The organism is Streptomyces sp. NPDC020192 (assembly GCF_044388685.1).
Classification (GTDB): Bacteria; Actinomycetota; Actinomycetes; order Streptomycetales; family Streptomycetaceae; genus Streptomyces.
Genome location: NZ_JBIRXG010000058.1, coordinates 1 through 15307 on the forward strand (window position 1 = coordinate 1; position 15307 = coordinate 15307).

At 70.0% G+C, this 15307-nt stretch carries 13 protein-coding genes and 1 pseudogene; 8 read left to right on the forward strand and 6 right to left on the reverse strand.

What is annotated here, in order from left to right; genetic code table 11:
* Window positions 1-154: 154 nt before the first annotated feature.
* Both ACH47Z_RS44645 and ACH47Z_RS44650 read left to right on the forward strand, forming a co-directional pair.
* A pseudogene (locus ACH47Z_RS44645) lies at window positions 155-340 on the forward strand (transposase); the annotation flags it as partial.
* A 158-nt stretch (window positions 341-498) separates the two neighbouring features.
* On the forward strand, window positions 499-1062 hold the full coding sequence (locus tag ACH47Z_RS44650; RefSeq protein WP_399085567.1) for a hypothetical protein: 564 nt from the start codon (window positions 499-501) through the stop codon (window positions 1060-1062).
* On the opposite strand, the gene ACH47Z_RS44655 is transcribed toward ACH47Z_RS44650, so the two are convergent.
* On the reverse strand, window positions 1055-1576 hold the full coding sequence (locus ACH47Z_RS44655; RefSeq protein WP_399085570.1) for a DUF2165 domain-containing protein: 522 nt from the start codon (window positions 1574-1576) through the stop codon (window positions 1055-1057). The two genes, ACH47Z_RS44650 and ACH47Z_RS44655, sit on opposite strands and share 8 nt — an antisense overlap.
* A gap of 66 nt (window positions 1577-1642) precedes the next feature.
* The gene (locus tag ACH47Z_RS44660) at window positions 1643-2668 is read right to left on the reverse strand and encodes an alpha/beta fold hydrolase (protein WP_399085573.1); all 1026 of its coding nucleotides are present in this window, start codon (window positions 2666-2668) and stop codon (window positions 1643-1645) included.
* Window positions 2669-2786: 118 nt separating this feature from the next.
* Between ACH47Z_RS44660 and ACH47Z_RS44665 the strand changes: the two genes are divergently transcribed.
* Window positions 2787-3530, forward strand: a complete 744-nt coding sequence (locus tag ACH47Z_RS44665; protein ID WP_399085575.1) for a TetR/AcrR family transcriptional regulator C-terminal domain-containing protein — start codon at window positions 2787-2789, stop codon at window positions 3528-3530.
* Window positions 3531-3625: 95 nt separating this feature from the next.
* On the forward strand, window positions 3626-4738 hold the full coding sequence (locus ACH47Z_RS44670; protein WP_399085578.1) for an ADP-ribosylglycohydrolase family protein: 1113 nt from the start codon (window positions 3626-3628) through the stop codon (window positions 4736-4738).
* 121 nt (window positions 4739-4859) lie between these two features.
* Here ACH47Z_RS44670 and ACH47Z_RS44675 read toward each other — a convergent pair whose 3' ends face one another.
* Window positions 4860-6413 carry a sodium:solute symporter family protein gene (locus tag ACH47Z_RS44675; protein ID WP_399085581.1) on the reverse strand — a complete coding sequence of 518 codons (1554 nt, stop codon included), beginning with the start codon at window positions 6411-6413 and terminating at the stop codon, window positions 4860-4862.
* 127 nt (window positions 6414-6540) lie between these two features.
* Window positions 6541-7329: an SDR family oxidoreductase gene (locus tag ACH47Z_RS44680; protein ID WP_399085584.1), complete on the reverse strand. Its 789-nt coding sequence runs from the start codon at window positions 7327-7329 to the stop codon at window positions 6541-6543.
* A 74-nt stretch (window positions 7330-7403) separates the two neighbouring features.
* Between ACH47Z_RS44680 and ACH47Z_RS44685 the strand changes: the two genes are divergently transcribed.
* Window positions 7404-8243, forward strand: coding sequence for a hypothetical protein (locus ACH47Z_RS44685; protein WP_399085587.1), 840 nt, complete (start codon window positions 7404-7406; stop codon window positions 8241-8243).
* 17 nt (window positions 8244-8260) lie between these two features.
* Here ACH47Z_RS44685 and ACH47Z_RS44690 read toward each other — a convergent pair whose 3' ends face one another.
* Both ACH47Z_RS44690 and ACH47Z_RS44695 read right to left on the reverse strand, forming a co-directional pair.
* Window positions 8261-10171, reverse strand: coding sequence for an MFS transporter (locus ACH47Z_RS44690; RefSeq protein WP_399085590.1), 1911 nt, complete (start codon window positions 10169-10171; stop codon window positions 8261-8263).
* Window positions 10172-10379: 208 nt separating this feature from the next.
* Entirely contained in the window at window positions 10380-12752 is a 2373-nt protein-coding gene (locus tag ACH47Z_RS44695; protein WP_399085593.1) for a D-alanyl-D-alanine carboxypeptidase, read from the reverse strand.
* Between the two features lie 182 nt (window positions 12753-12934).
* Here ACH47Z_RS44695 and ACH47Z_RS44700 point away from each other — a divergent pair, with 182 nt between their 5' ends.
* From ACH47Z_RS44700 to ACH47Z_RS44710, 3 genes are all read left to right on the forward strand, one after another.
* Window positions 12935-13687: a GPP34 family phosphoprotein gene (locus tag ACH47Z_RS44700; protein ID WP_399085596.1), complete on the forward strand. Its 753-nt coding sequence runs from the start codon at window positions 12935-12937 to the stop codon at window positions 13685-13687.
* A gap of 305 nt (window positions 13688-13992) precedes the next feature.
* Window positions 13993-14850, forward strand: a complete 858-nt coding sequence (locus tag ACH47Z_RS44705; protein WP_399085599.1) for a helix-turn-helix domain-containing protein — start codon at window positions 13993-13995, stop codon at window positions 14848-14850.
* 200 nt (window positions 14851-15050) lie between these two features.
* Entirely contained in the window at window positions 15051-15242 is a 192-nt protein-coding gene (locus ACH47Z_RS44710) for a DUF397 domain-containing protein (RefSeq protein ID WP_399085602.1), read from the forward strand.
* Window positions 15243-15307: the final 65 nt, after the last annotated feature.

Here is a 15307-nt window from a genome sequence, read left to right on the forward strand (position 1 = left end):
TCCAGGTCCCGCAGGGACTGTTGCAGGACGACCGCCGACACGTCGGCGAGCCAGGCGCGTTCCTCGGTGCGCTTGGCCTGGGTGATGCGAAGCCGTCGGGTGCGCCCGCGTGGTGTGGAACGACTGCCTGCGCGACCGCAAGGAAGCGCACGCGGCAGGACTGGTCAATAGCCTCAAGGGCGTCTCCGCCCGCCGGATACGCCAGGAGTTCACCGGCCGCATCAACCTCGCCATCATGCACGGGCATCTGTGGTCGCCCTCGTACTTCTCGGCGTCCTGCGGTGGAGCGCCGTTGGCGATCGTCCGTCAGTACATCGAACAGCAAAAACGCCCGCTCTAGAGTGCAGGCCAGAGCAGGCCTGAGATGCATTCATCCCCGGTGTGAACGCCGCGGGCCTTCTGCAAGAGTCCCGGTAAGAGACCGAGAAGAGACTGAGTACGATGATCCGACCCCGAACCATATAGACGGGGACCCATACCCGGAGGAGATGCGTACCCGTGGCTGCCCGACTGCCCTCCTGGGCCTGGGTCACCGGTCTGACGGCTGGGGCGACCGTGGCCGTCGTCGCCCTCGCCGTACAGGCGAACCACGGCCCGCATCCCACGGCCGCCGTAGCCGATCGGAAACCGTCGGCCTCGGCGAGCGCCCACGCGTCCGCCACGCCCCACTCCTCGGCCCCGCCCGCGTTGCCGGACGCGTCGGGCCAGGGCCGCCGGATCGTGTACTCGCTCGGCGAGCAGCGGGTGTGGCTGGTCGACGCGACCGGCAAGGCGACCCGCACCTTCACGGTGTGGCCGGGCACGGTGAGCCCGCAGCCCGGCCGCTACTCGGTCACCCTGCGCATCCAGTCCCTCAGGGGCTCGGACGGCGTGGAGATCGAGCACGTCATGTACTTCACCAAGGCGTCCGGCGTGAACGTCGCCTTCTCCAACGCCCTGGACGGCTCCTCACCGCCGCCGGCGGCCGGCAAGAAGCTGGGCGGCATCCGCATGCAGAAGGCGGACGGCGCCGCCCTGTGGTCCTTCGGCGACCAGGGGACGACGGTGGCGGTCGTCAGCTAGCGGCTTCCTGCTGAGGGCGGGCGGGCAGCAGGTTGACGACGAGGGCGACCCCGGTGAGCACGATGATCCGGGTCGCCGCCTCCAGCCCGTTCCAGGTCTTCGACTGCCACATCGAGAACCACTCACCGCCGATCGCGATGAACCCGGCGCCGAAGAGAAGCAGCAGCATCAGCAGCCCGTAGGTGGAGATGCGCCGGGCGAGGTCGGTGTGGCGCCGCGCCCAGAGATACGTGCCCCAGATCAGCACGACGGCCGCCACCGTCTCCCACACGATGATGGCGACGTACGCGGTGTCCTGCAGACCCTTGCTGGTGATGGCCCGCCACATCAGGTTGTCGTCCTTGAAGGTGGTGTCCATCGCCAGCACATGCCGGACGAACTGCTGGTTGGTCCCGAAGTCGGTGATGTTCCCGAGAGCGACGAGGGCGATGTAGAGGGCGAGTATCCCGGTGAGCACACCGGCGGCCAGACTGAGGCTGGAATGACGGGAGTTACCTGTGGGGGTGGTGGTCATGGCGGGTATCTTCCCAGGCGCGCCGCCCTCTGTTCGTCCGCATTCAGCCAACGTGACGCCCTGCCCTCAACGCCCCGCCGCCTCCCCCGTCACCACCGGCCGCACCCTCGTCAGCAGCAACTCCAGGAACTGGTCCGGGTGGCGGAACGAAGCGAAGTGGCTGGCGTTCCGGATGAGGGCGAAGTCCTTCACGGGGGCCGTGACCGTCTCGTAGAAGCGGCGGGCCGGTTCCGGTGGGGTGAGGACGTCGCTGTCGCCCTGGAAGAGGAAGAAGGGGAGCTGGAAGGCCGTGCCCTCGGCGTACTCGTCGATCGTCATGGCCTGTGGGCCGAGCTGTTCGGAGAAGGTCATCCCCTTCAGGTACGCGCGCAGGTCGCGGAGCGTGTGGAGCGGGGAGAACCAGAGGGAGCGGATCACGACCGTCTTCATCGTGTCGTAGGTCAGCGGGTCCGTCGTGACGACCGTCTTGGCGTACTCCGACCACTGCTCGGCGCTCCAGGCCGACCGGTCCGGGCCCATCGCCGCCACCTTCGCCCGTTCCTTCTTCTTCCCCGCCTTCTCCAGCCGGGCCAGCAGTGCCTCGTAGGCGGAGGAGTCCCGGCCGCCGCCGATGATGTTCTGGTCGGTGCCCACGTACGCCGAGTACAGCTCGGGGTGGTTGCGGGCCAGCCGCAGGCCGGTGACCGAGCCGAAGCTGTTGGCGACCAGCAGCACCTTGTCGACGCCGAGGCGGGCGCGGATGTGGGCCGTGACCTCCAGGGCGTCGGCGTAGAGGCGGTCCAGGGTCATCTCGCCCTGCCCGTCCGGGCCGGTCGCCGCGAAGGTCCGGCCCGCGCCGCGCATGTCCCAGCGGACGATCGTGAAGTGCCGCTCCCAGGCGCGGGTGCGCGGGATGAAGATCAGGTTGGAGGCACCGGGGCCGCCGTGGATCTCCAGGATCACGGGGTTCGCCAGGTCCTCGCCGCGGATCGAGATCCACTGGTCGATGCCGCCGATGCGGACGTACGACGCCTCGTCGATGCCGTTCGGTGTCCGGATCTCCAGCTTCTTCGCGTTGGCCCGGCGCTTGAGGGCGCGGTAGGTCAGCAGCATGGTGTTCCCCCTAAACTGTTTATGGCATCAGCTGTTCTGTGCGTTTACGGTATATACAGTTGTCTGGCGGAGTCAACGGGCTTCGCCGAAGCCGAGTGGGACAAGCGGGAGGGACCTCGTGGCCGGACGGAACAAGGAGCAGCAGGACGGGCCCCGCGACCCGCGAGCGACCCTCGCGCTGCTGTGGGGCGAGCAGGGGCAGCCCACCCGCGGGCCCAAGCCGAAACTGTCGCCGGGGCGCATCGCCGCGGCCGCCGCCGAACTCGCCGACGCGGAGGGCCTGGACGCGGTCTCCATGAACAAGGTGGCGGCCGGCTTCGGGGTCTCCGCGATGGCCCTGTACCGGTACGTCCCCGGCAAGACCGAACTCGTCGCGCTGATGGTGGAGTCCGTGCTGGATGAAGGGCCCGACCTGTCGGGGATCCCGGACGGGGGCTGGCGGGCCGCCGTACGGGAGTGGACCCGGCAGTGCGCGCGTGTCTACGACGCCCACCCCTGGCTGCTCGGCGCCACCGCGATGCGCCGCCGCCTCATGGGCCCCTGTGAGCTGCGCTGGCTGGACACGGCGCTCGCCGCCCTGGAGCCCACGGGCCTCGGCCCGGCCCAGCGTCACCAGGTCTTCCTCCTCCTGATCGGGCTCGTCCGCAACCTCGCCCAGCAGCGCGGCGACTACGACGCGGCGCAGGACGCGGAGTGGAACCGGCTCACCGGCGACCTGCTCGCCCGCCACGCCGACCGCTTCCCTGCGCTCACCAAGGCGATCGCGGAGGGTGTTTTCGACCCGGCCGGCATCGATCCGCTCGACTTCGGCCTGGACCGGATTCTCGACGGGGTCGAAGCGCTCGTGGCTGGGCGGGAATGACCCAAGGGGGCCGGTTTGCCCCCGTGAACGGAACGTTCCCCGTCGATTACAGTGCCTAGCGTCGTACGGGCGGACGGTGCCGTGAGGAGGTCTCGGTGGGTACGACATCCGGCGCCGTCTGGGGACGAGCCGAGCAGCAGGACTTCCGCAGCAGGGTGCGCGGCACTCTGCTGGGGGCGGCCGTGGGTGACGCGCTGGGCGGGCCCGCGGATCCGCTGTCCCTGGAGGAGATCCGGGCCGCCTACGGCCCCGAGGGGCTGCTGGACCTGGCCTTCGGGCACGGGCGGCGTGGCACGGTCACGCACCACACCCAGCTCACCCTCTTCTCGGTGGACGGGTTGATACGCGCCCAGGTACGCCGGGACACCGGCGCCTGGCATCCGCCGACCGATCTGCACAGGGCGTATCTGCGCTGGGCGGCGACCCAGCGGGACTGGGGGCCGGACGAGCGGCGCAAGGACGACGGCTGGCTGGCGCGGGAGGAGTGGCTGTACGCCCGCCGGGAGCCGAGCCGGGCGCTGCTCATCGCCTTCGGCGACGAGACGATGGGCACGCTGGAGTCGCCCAAGAACCCCGGCGAGCTGGGGCCGGAGGCGGTCGCCCGCTCGGCGCCGTTCGGGCTGCTGGTCGGCTGGGAGCCGCAGCTGGTCGCGCAGTTGGCGGTGGAGTGCGCGGCACAGAGCCACGGCCATCCGATCGCCTACCTGTCGGCGGGCGCGTACGCCGTGATCGTGCACGCGCTGGCCCGCGGCGAGAGCCTCGACGGTGCCGTCCAGCGCGCCCTCGCCCTCCTCTCCGCCCGCCCCGGCCACCAGCCCGTCGCGGACGCCCTCCAGCACGCCCTCGGCGCGGTACGCCAGGGCATCCCGAGCCCGACGCGCGTGGAGGAACTGGCGGGCGACGGTACGGCGGACGGCCTGCTCGCCGCTTCCGTGTACTGCGCGTTGGTCGGCGAGGACGTCCGCCACGGCCTGTGCCTGGCGGTGAACCAGGGCGGCCCGTCAGCGGCGGCGGGCACTCTGACCGGCGGCCTCCTGGGCGCCCTCCACGGCGAAACGGCCCTCCCCCCGGCCTGGCTGACCGAGCTGGAGGGCCGCCCCACGATCCTGGAACTGGCCGACGACTTCGCGATGGAGATGACCCAGGGCCCGGCCCTGCACGGCCCGGCGGGGTCTTCGCCGGGGTGGCTGGCGCGGTATCCGCGGTAGGGCCGCGCACGGTCGTTACGTCCGGCGCAGGGTGTTCAGGATCTTGCCGGTGCCGGCGGTACGCGGGCCCCTCGGGGATCGTGAGCGCCTCGGTGGCCGGCTCGTACCGGCCCTCGATCCCCTACGGCGCTCCCACCACGTCGTCGCCGGCAGGCACCGGCACCGCCGCCACCGCGTCCCCGTCCGTGTTGACCTTCTCGATGACCGCGAGGCGCTCCGGGGTGTCCTCGGGCTTCAGGTAGCCGATCGCGATGTAGAGGACGAGGGAGACCGCCAGGGGGATCGAGACCTGGTACTGGAGGGGGACTCCGCCGGAGACGTTCCAGTTGACGGGGTAGTTGACCAGCCAGAAGGCGAGCAGGCCGGCTGCCCAGCTGGTGAGGGCCGCCGTGGGGCCGGAGCGGCGGAAGGGGCGGAGGAGGCCCAGCATCATCGGGATCGCGATCGGGCCCATCAGGCCGGCCACCCACTTGATCACCACCGTGATGATGTCCTTGAACGCGGGGGAGTTGACCTGGGTCGCCACCGCCATCGACAGGCCCAGGAAGACGACCGTCGTCACCCGGGCCGCGATCAGGCCCGAACGCCCGGACCACGCCCGCGCCCTCGACGACAGTACGGGCGCCACGTCACGGGTGAAGACGGCCGCGATGGCGTTGGCGTCGGAGGAGCACATCGCCATCGTGTGGGAGAAGAAACCGACGATCACCAGGCCCAACAGACCGTGCGGAAGGAGCTGTTCCGTCATCAGGCCGTAGGAGTCGGAGCCGTCCGGCTTCCGCGCGTGGACCAGGAGCGGGGACATCCACATCGGGAAGAAGAGGACCACCGGCCAGACCAGCCACAGCGCCGCCGACAGCCGGGCCCCGCGCTCGGCCGCGTACGCGCTGCCCGTCGCCATGTAGCGCTGGGCCTGGTTGAGCATGCCGCCGTTGTACTCGAACAGCTTGATGAACAGGAACGCCAGCAGGAACACCGTGCCGTACGGGCCGACCAGCGGCTTGCCGTGGCCGTGCAGGGCCGGCTGGTTCCAGGCGTCGAAGAAGCCGATGTGCCTGTCGTTCAGCTTCAGGACGACGGCGATGAACATCGAGACCCCGGCCAGCAACTGGATGACGAACTGGCCGAGTTCGGTCAGCGCGTCCGCCCACAGACCGCCGATCGTGCAGTACACGGCCGTGATCGCGCCGGTGATGAGGATGCCCTGGTTCAGCGACACCCCCGTGAACACCGACAACAGGGTCGCGATCGCCGCCCACTTGGCGCCCACGTCCACGATCTTCAGCAGCATGCCCGACCAGGCGAGCGCCTGCTGGGTGGGGAGGTTGTAGCGGTTCTTCAGGTACTCCAGCGGGGAGGCCACATGGAGGCGGGAGCGCAGCCGGTTGATGCGGGGCGCGAACAGCCTCGACCCGATCGCGATGCCCAGCGCGATGGGGAAGGACCAGGTGACGAAGGAGGTGACGCCGTAGGTGTAGGCGATCCCCGCGTACCCGGTGAACAGGACCGCGCTGTAGCCCGACATGTGGTGCGAGATGCCGGACAGCCACCAGGGCATCCTGCCGCCGGCCGTGAAGAAGTCGGAGACGTTGTCCACGCGCTTGTGCGACCAGACGCCGATCGCGACCATCACACCGAAGTAGCCGATGAGCACGGCCCAGTCGAGACTGTTCATGGGCTCGATCGTGGGTGTGGCCACATGAACACGACAAGCAAGCGTAAGGTCAAGTCACGGTAAAATTGTTCGACTTGGTGACCCATGTTCACTCATATGAACTCGTCCGAAATGGCGGTCAGTTGGCTCACCGCATCAACTCGCCCGCGTTGACCAGCAACGACTGCCCCGTGATCGCCCGCGCCCGGTCCGAGGCGAGGAACACCGCCGCGTCCGCCACATCCCCGTCCGTCGCCAGCTCCGGCAACGCCATCCGCTCGGCCAGCCGCCCCAGCACCTCCGCCTCCGGCACCCCCTCCGTCTGCGCCGTGAAGCCGACGTACGCCTGCACCGGCGGCCCCCACATCCAGCCCGGCAGCACGGTGTTGACCCGGATCCGGTACGCCCCCAGCTCCCGCGCCAGCGAGTACATCGCACTCGTCAGCGCCCCCTTCGACGCGGCGTACGCCGCCTGCCGCACCTGCGAGGGCGCGGCCACCGCCGACTGCGTCCCGATGAAGACGACGGACCCGCCCCGGCCCGCCTTCAGCGCCGGCAGGCACGCGCGCGTCATCCGCAGCGTTCCGAGCAGGTTCACGTCGATGACCGACTGCCAGGTCGCGAAGTCCGCGTCCTCGACCCCGCCGAAGTACGAGTCCCACGCGGCGACGTGCACCACCGCGTCGATCCCCCCGAACCGCTCCCGCGCCAGCGCGGCCAGCGCCTCGCACTGCCCCTCGTCGGTGATGTCCGTCGCCCGGTACGCCGTGTGCGCGCCGGCCGGATCGATCTCCGCCGCGCTCTTGGCGAGGTTCGCCTCGGTGCGGGCGCCCAGGACGGCGTTCCCCCCGTCCCGTACGACGGCCGCGGCGACCTGGTGGCCGAGCCCGGCGCCGACACCCGAGACGACGACGGTCTTGCCTGCGAGCAGCGACATGGATGCCTCCCGCGGTCTGGCGCTTTATCTGACGGAGCGTCAGAGTATGGGCCACGGCAGGAAAGGGGAACCGTATGAGCGACGAGACCCGCAGCGAGGTGTACGCCGAACTGGCCTCCGTGGGCCCGTACGGCGTCCGCCCCGGCCACGCCCTGATCACCATGGTCGAACCGCACCCGGGGCACGAGTACGCCTACAACCGCTGGTACGAGGACGACCACTACTACGCCGGCGCGATGGCCATGCCCTGGATGTACGCGGGCCGCCGCTGGGTCGCGACCCGGGACCTGCAACTGCTCCGCCGCCCCGAGAAGTCGGCGATCGCCCAGCCCGTCACCGCCGGCTGCTACCTCTCCACGTACTGGATCACCGCCGGCCGCTACGACGACCACATGAAGTGGACCGTCGCCGTCAACAAGCGCCTCAACCGCGACGCCCGCGTCTACCACGACCGCACCCACGTCTTCACGGCCTTCCAGGACCACGAGACGACGGTCTACCGCGACGGCGCCGCCGGACCACGGGACTTCCACGCCCTCGACCATCCGTACGCCGGTCTGGTCCTGGAGGTGATCGACGCGCACGAGCCCGGGCAACGCCCGCAGCTCCTGGAGTGGCTGAGCACCCGCCATCTCCCGCGCCGCCTCACCGGCTCCCCGGCCGCCCTGGTGACGATCTTCCGCCCGACCCCGCTCCCCGGCGACCGCATGACCTACGTCAAGCAGGTCGAGGGAGTCGACACCCGCCTGACCCTGCTGTGGTTCCTGGAGGCCGACCCGAGGGACTGCTGGGAGGACCACTTCAGGGACCTGGACGACCAGGTGGCCGACTCGGGCCTGGGCCGGCTCGAGCTGCTGGCCCCGTTCATCCCGACGGTGCCAGGGACGGACCGGTACGTCGACCGGCTCCGCTGAACCTCACGGAGTCACGCTCAGGGCTTCTTGAGCTCGTCCGGACACGGGGTGCCCCGGGGCAGCTGGTAGGGCGCCGCCAGCCGGTAGGTCCCCGCCTTCGGCGCCAGCAGCATCGTCCACTTGTCGCCCTTCGCGTCCTCCGGCGTCTCCATCAGACAGCCGTTGACGTTGTCGTACGACTTCGGCGTGCCCTCGGCCCGGTGCTTGGACGCCGTCGTCTCCTGCGGCGGCTTCACGCTCTTGCCGTGCGCGTCGACGATGCTCAGCCACGGCGAGTACGGGATCTTGATCAGGATCCGCCCGGCCCTGCGCACCTCCAGCGTCATCTCGCCCTGCTCGGCCCGGTCCACCACCGCGTTCGGCTCGGCGAGCGGCGCCGGATCGGTCACCTTGAACAGCTGCCAGTTGGCGTCGCCCCAGATCTGCCGCAGATACGGCATCCCGCGCTGCAGCAGCGCCCGCTCCCGCTCACCGCCGTCGCCGTCCGGGTTGTCCTTCGGCAGCACCACGAAGTGCACGGCCCACCGCTGGAGCCACTCGTGGTAGTTCGCCGAGTTGAGCGTGTCGTCGTAGAAGAGCGGGTTGCGCTCCATGTCGGCCTGCCGGTTCCAGCCGCGCGCCAGGTTGACGTACGGCGCGAGCGCGGAGGCCTCGCGGTGCGAGCGCGCCGGTACGACCTCCACCCGGCCCTTCTCGGCGCCGACGTTCTGGAGCTGGTTGACGAGCGGGGCCAGCTCCCGCGCCCAGGAAGCGGCCGGCGTGGTGTGCATGATGTCGTCGACCGACTTGAAGCCGATCCAGCCGACGACGCCCAGGAACCCCAGCACGGTCAGATACCACTTGCGGGACTTCGGCACCGTGAACGGCAGCGCCGCGATCAGCGTCGCACCCGCGAACAGCATCGGCAGCCGCGAGATGTTCGACCCGATCTGCGAGCTGATCAGCCACACCAGCACCACGGAGAGGCTGTACACGCCCGCCGTCAGCCGTACGGTCACCCACTGCTTCGGCACCAGGAACAGGCACAGCAGGCCGTACAGCAGCGGCATGATCACCGAGCCGATCGTCATCGGCTGCGTGCCCGAGAACGGGAAGAGGAAGTACGACGCCGCGACCACCACCGTCGGGGCGATCCCCAGCGCCCAGGCCCCCGGCCGCCGCTTCTGCAGGAACAGCGCGACCGCGACCAGGCCCACGAACAGCCCCGAGACCGGCGAGGCCATGGTCGACAGCCCGGCCAGCGGGGCGGCCACCGCGGCCTTCGCCCAGCGTTTGTGCCGCCACTTGTGCGGCCAGCGGAACACGGCCGCGACCGCGCCGAGCGCGAACATCGTGCCGAGCCCGAACGTCACCCGGCCCGAGATCGCGTTGCACAGGAACGCCAGGACCCCGGCGAGCGAGGCCCACAGCGGGTTCTTCACCGCCCGGCTGCGGATGAGGATCAGGGTGAGCAGGCCCGCCGAGACCGTCCCGGCGATCATCATCGTCGTACGGACGCCGAACACGGCCATCAGATACGGCGAGACGACGCTGTACGACACCGGGTGCATGCCGCCGTACCAGGCGAGGTTGTACGCCGAGTCCGGGTGCCGGCCGACGAACTCCGCCCACGCGTCCTGCGCCGCGAGATCGCCACCGCTGTTCGCGAACGTGAAGAACCAGACGATGTGCAGGACACCCGCGAGGGCCGTGACCGACAGCACCGGGTGCCGGAGCATCCGCTGCCGCAGGGGTTCGAGGGCGGTGAGGAGACGCGCGAGTCTGCCAGGACGGCCGTTCGCGCCGGTCGGGTCCGTGTCTGTCGCGGTCGCGTCGGCCGTGTCAGTCGCGGACACGCGTATTCGCGGGCCGGACCCCGGACCGGCTCCCGGGGTGGTTCCCGGGCCCGGATCGGCGTCGTCGGCGCGTGTCGGCTCCGCTGTGGCCACCTGAAGGCACTCCCCGTGTCCCGTCTTCTGTTCTCGGCCGTGTTCCCCGAGGGTCCCCCGGTGTTCCCGGCCGCTTTCCGTCCAGTTCGCCACCCTGTCCCGTGACCGGCGACCTGCCCCGATTCGTGACGCTAGCACGCACCCCGCCACGGGGCTCCCGGGTGGGGCTCCGTCGGCGGGGTGCGCGGGATCGGGCGAGGGGGCGAGGTCAGCCCAGGCGGGCGAGCTTCGCGCCGAAACCGGGCTCGGCCAGGTCGTCCTTCAGGGCCACCGGAACCTTCACCGCTCCGGCCGAACCGTCACCCACGGTGAGCGTGCCGACCCGGGTGCCGGCCTTCGCGGTGTGCGGGACGGAGTCGGAGGCGAAGGACAGCTTCACCTTCAGCCCGGACCAGCCGACCGCGGTGACGTCCTGGGTGACCACGACCGGGGTCTGACCGCCGAGCTGGTCGTCCACATAGCCGACGACGTCACCCTTCTTCAGGATCTTCGCCGAGGTCAGCGCGTCCTGGGCGGCGAGCAGCGCCGTCTTGCTGACCGCGTTGACCGTTTCGATGATCGACGGCTTGTGCTGGCCGAGGATCGCGCCGACGATCGTCACCGTCTGCCCGCCGACCGTCTTGCGGGAGGCGAAGAGCAGATTGCCGCCGGCCGCGGTGGTGCTGCCGGTCTTGATGCCGATCGCGCCGATGCGGTACGGGAGCTCGTTCACGTTGGACCAGTTGTGGCCGGAGGGGTCCGTCCAACTGGCCGCGCTGGTGATGGCGACCAGGGCGGGGTTCTTGACGACCGCGCGGCCGAGCTTCACCTGGTCCTCGGCCGTGGAGACGGTGGACGCCGTCAGCCCCGAGGGGTCGGTGTACGTCGTGTTCGTCATCCCCAGCTCCTTGGCGGTGGCGTTCATCTTCTTCACGAACGCCGCCTCCGAGCCCGCGTCCCAGCGTGCGAGCAGCCGGGCGATGTTGTTGGCGGAGGGGATCATGACGGCCGACAGGGCCTGCTTCTCGGTGAGGTAGTCGCCGGCCTTGACCGTGTTGAGCGTGGACTCGTCACCGGTCCTGTCGTACCCGCCCTCCTTCGCCGCCGTCGCGTCGACCTTGATCCTCGGACCTTCCTGACCCGGCTTCAGCGGGTGGTCGCGCAGGATGATGTACGAGGTCATGGTCTTGGCGACCGAGCCGATGGCAACGGGGGTCTGCGTGCCGAAGTGCCCCATCGTGCCGATGCCGTCGCCGTCCATCCAGCCCTGGCCCTCGCTCGGCCAGGGCAGGTTCACCTGGCCGCCGTCGAAGGTGTAGCTGTCCTTGGCGGTCAGCGCGAGGGCGGGGGACGGCAGGGGGCGCAGCGCCTGTACGACCACGAAGACGATCGCCAGGAGTACGACCAGGGGGGTCCAGATCTTGACCCGGCGCACGATCGTACGGACCGGGGTCTCCGGGGGTGGCGGCGTGTTCGTCAGCTCCGCCAGCAGGTCCAGCGGGGGCTTCGGGGGGAGCGGCTGCTGGGTGGTGCGCTCGGGGCCGACGTGGGGGACGGGGGTGGTGACGTCGGGGTTCTTGAGCGGGACGAACTTGCTGGCGCGCTCGGCTGCGCCGAGCTTGAGCGTGGTCGTCGGCTGGTCGACCTGCGGCGCCTGCCGTACGGCCTTGAAGACGGCGGTCGGCTGATCGACGGCCTCGGCTGCGCGGTTTGCCTGCGGCGCGTCGGCGGGGGTGGCCTCCGCCTCGGCTCCGCGGTTTGCCTGCGGCGCATCGGCGGGGGTGGCCTTCGCCTCGGCTCCGCCTTCGGCCTTCCCGTTCCCACCCGCACCACCCGTGCGGCTTTCGTCGTCGCCCGCGGGTGGCCCCTGTGGGGCGTCCTCGCCATCGGCGGCTGTCGGGTTGTCACCGTCCGGCTTGTCGCCGTCCTCAGCCGCCTCGGCTGTGCCTTCGTCGTCCTCGGCCCGCCCGGCCTTCGCCTCACCAGCCTCAGCCTGCTCGGCCTTGGCGTCGCCCTTCGCCTCAGCCTGCCCGTCCTCGGCGTCAGCCTTCGCCTCAGCCCGCTCGGCCTTGGTCTCCGCCTCCGCTGCAGGCTCAGCGTCCAGCTCAGCCTCGTCCTTCGCGTCCGCGTCGGCCTTCTCCTCTGTGCCGTCAGCCGCCTCGGCATCCTCCGCTGCGTCCGCCGTAGCCTCCGCGTCGGTGTCCGCCTCGGCGGTACCGTCGGAACCGGCCTCCGCCTCGGTGTTCGCATCCGCAACCGCCTCGGCGTCCGCCTCGGCGGTACCGTCGACCTCGTCCCCGGCCCCCGCGTCGGCGCCCCGCACCCAAGCCGACACCGCATCCCGCAGAGCGGCGTCCTCGGTGTCGGTCGGTTCGGTCTTCGCGGACTTGGCGAGGTCCCGTACCGTCAGGACCTTCGTCGCGGTGTCCACGCCGCCGCCCGGCGAACCCGCGGTGTCCGAGGAATCCTTTTCCCGGGAGACCGCGAGGCGCGGATCGCGGGCCTCGGGAACCGAACCCCCGCTCCCCGACGTCGGTTCCGCCGACGACTCGCCCTGCTTCGACCTGTCGGGGGACTCGCCCGCCACCGATGCCTCCTCCATGCGCCGCACGCTCATCCGCGCGCCCCTGTCCGAACCATGTACCAGTGTCCTGTGTGAGGGCTTGGCCCCTGTGGTAGACGAGAACGACATACCTACCGGTTCCCTCACGAACCGGTCACGCACTCTCGACAGACCAATGTGAGAGGGGTCACCCTGTCATTCATCCACGCGGGGAGGCATGGATGGGCAGGAGCCGCAGAACTATTCCGGAGGAGCTTCTGCTGCTGGCATTGGACCCGGCCACGGGTACCACTGCGCAGCCGCAGTCGCTCGACCTCGGTCTGGCCGGTGCACAGCTAGTGGAGCTGGCGCTGGCCGGACGGATAGCCCCAGACGGGGATCGTATCGCCGTGGTCGTGCCACGGCCGACTGGAGATCCGACTTTGGACTGCGCGTTGGAGTTGCTGCGAAGGCGTGGCGCTCCCGTGCGGGCTGTTCACTGGATCGGCGGGCCCCGACTGGGGCTTCGTCAGGTCTACCTCTCGCATCTGGAGCGGTGCGGCATGGTCGCCGCCGTACCGGGGCAGATGTGCGGGGTGTTGCCGACGACGCGCTACCAGGCGACGGACACCGCCATCAGCCGGGAGATCAAGGCCCGGCTGGATTCCGCGATCCGCACCGGCGTACCGCCGGACCCGCGGACCGCGGCGCTCGCCGCCCTGGCGCACGCCGTCGGACTCGGCAAGCACCTGTATCCGGGCAACGAGGGACGCTCGTCCCGTTCCCGGCTGCGGGACTTGATCCGGCACGATCCGATGGGCGGGCTCGTCGCGCACGCCGTGATGGACGTGCAGAACGGTGCGGCCGCACAGCCGCGTCGGCCTGCCGCCACCGCACGGCAGGGCGCGGTCGGTGCCAGGGCCACGGCGGAACCCGCACGCGGGGTTCCGATGCAGCCGCGCCACGGGTCCATGGCACGTGCCGTGGCCCACTAGGGCCGTACGGGCCGTACGGGGTGCACGAGCTGTCACCCCGGTCCTCCAGACCCGGTTCGGGAGCCGCTGGTCAGAGCGGGGCGGTGAGATCCTCGTGGTCTCGCCGTCCCGCTCGACTGCGTCCACGCCACCGTCCATGACACCGGCCACGGCACTCCAACGGGTGGCGGACGGTGGCGAACTGACGTGCACGCGCCGCATATCCCTCGTTTCCCAGCGGTAGAAAGCACCTTGGTGGCAGTCTGCTGAACAGCAGATACGGAAAGTGTTAAGTGAACAGGCAGGCAGCCGGAGGTGCACGTCCCGTGGCGTCCAATGTCAATCCCACCGTCAGGCGACGCCGGCTGGGCCAGGAGCTGCGCAGGCTCCGCGAGCTCAAGGGCATGACGGCCGAGGAAGTTGCGGAACGGCTGCTCGTTTCGCAGTCGAAGATCAGCCGGTTGGAGAACGGCCGGAGAAGCATCAGTCAGCGCGATGTGCGCGACCTGTGCGGGGTGTACGAGGTCGAGGACCAGCGGATCGTCGACTCGCTGATGGAGATGGCCCGGGATTCCAGGCAGCAGGGGTGGTGGCACACCTTCGGGGACATCCCGTACAGCGTGTACATCGGGCTGGAGACAGACGCCGAGTCGCTGCGGGTGTACGAACCCCAGCTGGTGACCGGTCTGTTGCAGACCCGTGCCTACGCGGAGGCCCTCGTCCAGGGCGCGTTGCCGGAGACGTCACCGGCCGACATCGAGAAGCGCGTCCAGGTGCGGATGCGCCGACAGGAACGTATCACCGCCGAGAACAACCCGCTTCGGCTGTGGGTCGTGCTGGACGAGGCGGCACTGAAGCGCGTCGTCGGCAGCAGGCTGGTGATGCGCGAGCAGCTGGAGCATCTGGTCGAGATGTCCCACCTGCCGCACGTCACCGTGCAGGTGCTGCCGTTCGAGGTGGGCGCGCATCCGGGGCTCAACGGGCAGTACGCGATCCTGGAGTTCACCGACGCGGCCGACTCCAGCGTGGTCTACCTGGAGGGCGTCACCAGCGACCTGTACCTGGAGAAGGCGCCGGACGTCGGGAAGTACGCCGTGATGTACGAGCACTTGCGGGCACAGGCCCTCAATGTCGAGCAATCCCGACAATACATCGCGACCGTGGCGAAGGGGTACGCGGGCTGAGCCGTCGTCACGGAGGGCGCCGGATCGTACACCGTTGGTCCACTCCAGTGGAAGGCTCGCCTGGAATATGCCATCCGGTCGAGTGAACGACTACTCCAGCGGGGGCAGTTGCCGGGTAGCGTCGATCACGCCAATCAGCTCAGAAGGTTGGCGTGAACCGCACTATCGCACCTCGCAACTGCAATCCAACAGGAGTGGACATGGCACTGATTCAGGGCGCTTCGCAGACGTGGATGAAGTCCTCCTACTCGGCGGGCAACGGCGCCTGCGTGGAGGTCAAGCTCCCCGCCGACGCCGGACTCGCGGTCCGCGACTCGAAGAACGTCGAGGGCCCGGTCCTGGCCTTCCCCGCCGACGCGTGGAACGCCTTCGTGGCCTCGGTCAAGGCCTAGGGGGCTCTCTCTGACCCTCGTCGCTGAGACCACCGACGAACACAACTGCACAGCACCACCTCCCA

Bases quoted from the DNA above. Each gene is read 5' to 3' on its own strand.
- ACH47Z_RS44655 (WP_399085570.1), bottom strand. From the start codon at position 1,576: ATGACCACCACCCCCACAGGTAACTCCCGTCATTCCAGCCTCAGTCTG.
- ACH47Z_RS44660 (WP_399085573.1), bottom strand. From the start codon at position 2,668: ATGCTGCTGACCTACCGCGCCCTCAAGCGCCGGGCCAACGCGAAGAAG.
- ACH47Z_RS44675 (WP_399085581.1), bottom strand. From the start codon at position 6,413: ATGAACAGTCTCGACTGGGCCGTGCTCATCGGCTACTTCGGTGTGATG.
- ACH47Z_RS44680 (WP_399085584.1), bottom strand. From the start codon at position 7,329: ATGTCGCTGCTCGCAGGCAAGACCGTCGTCGTCTCGGGTGTCGGCGCC.
- ACH47Z_RS44685 (WP_399085587.1), top strand. From the start codon at position 7,404: ATGAGCGACGAGACCCGCAGCGAGGTGTACGCCGAACTGGCCTCCGTG.
- ACH47Z_RS44695 (WP_399085593.1), bottom strand. From the start codon at position 12,752: ATGGAGGAGGCATCGGTGGCGGGCGAGTCCCCCGACAGGTCGAAGCAG.
- ACH47Z_RS44700 (WP_399085596.1), top strand. From the start codon at position 12,935: ATGGGCAGGAGCCGCAGAACTATTCCGGAGGAGCTTCTGCTGCTGGCA.
- ACH47Z_RS44710 (WP_399085602.1), top strand. From the start codon at position 15,051: ATGGCACTGATTCAGGGCGCTTCGCAGACGTGGATGAAGTCCTCCTAC.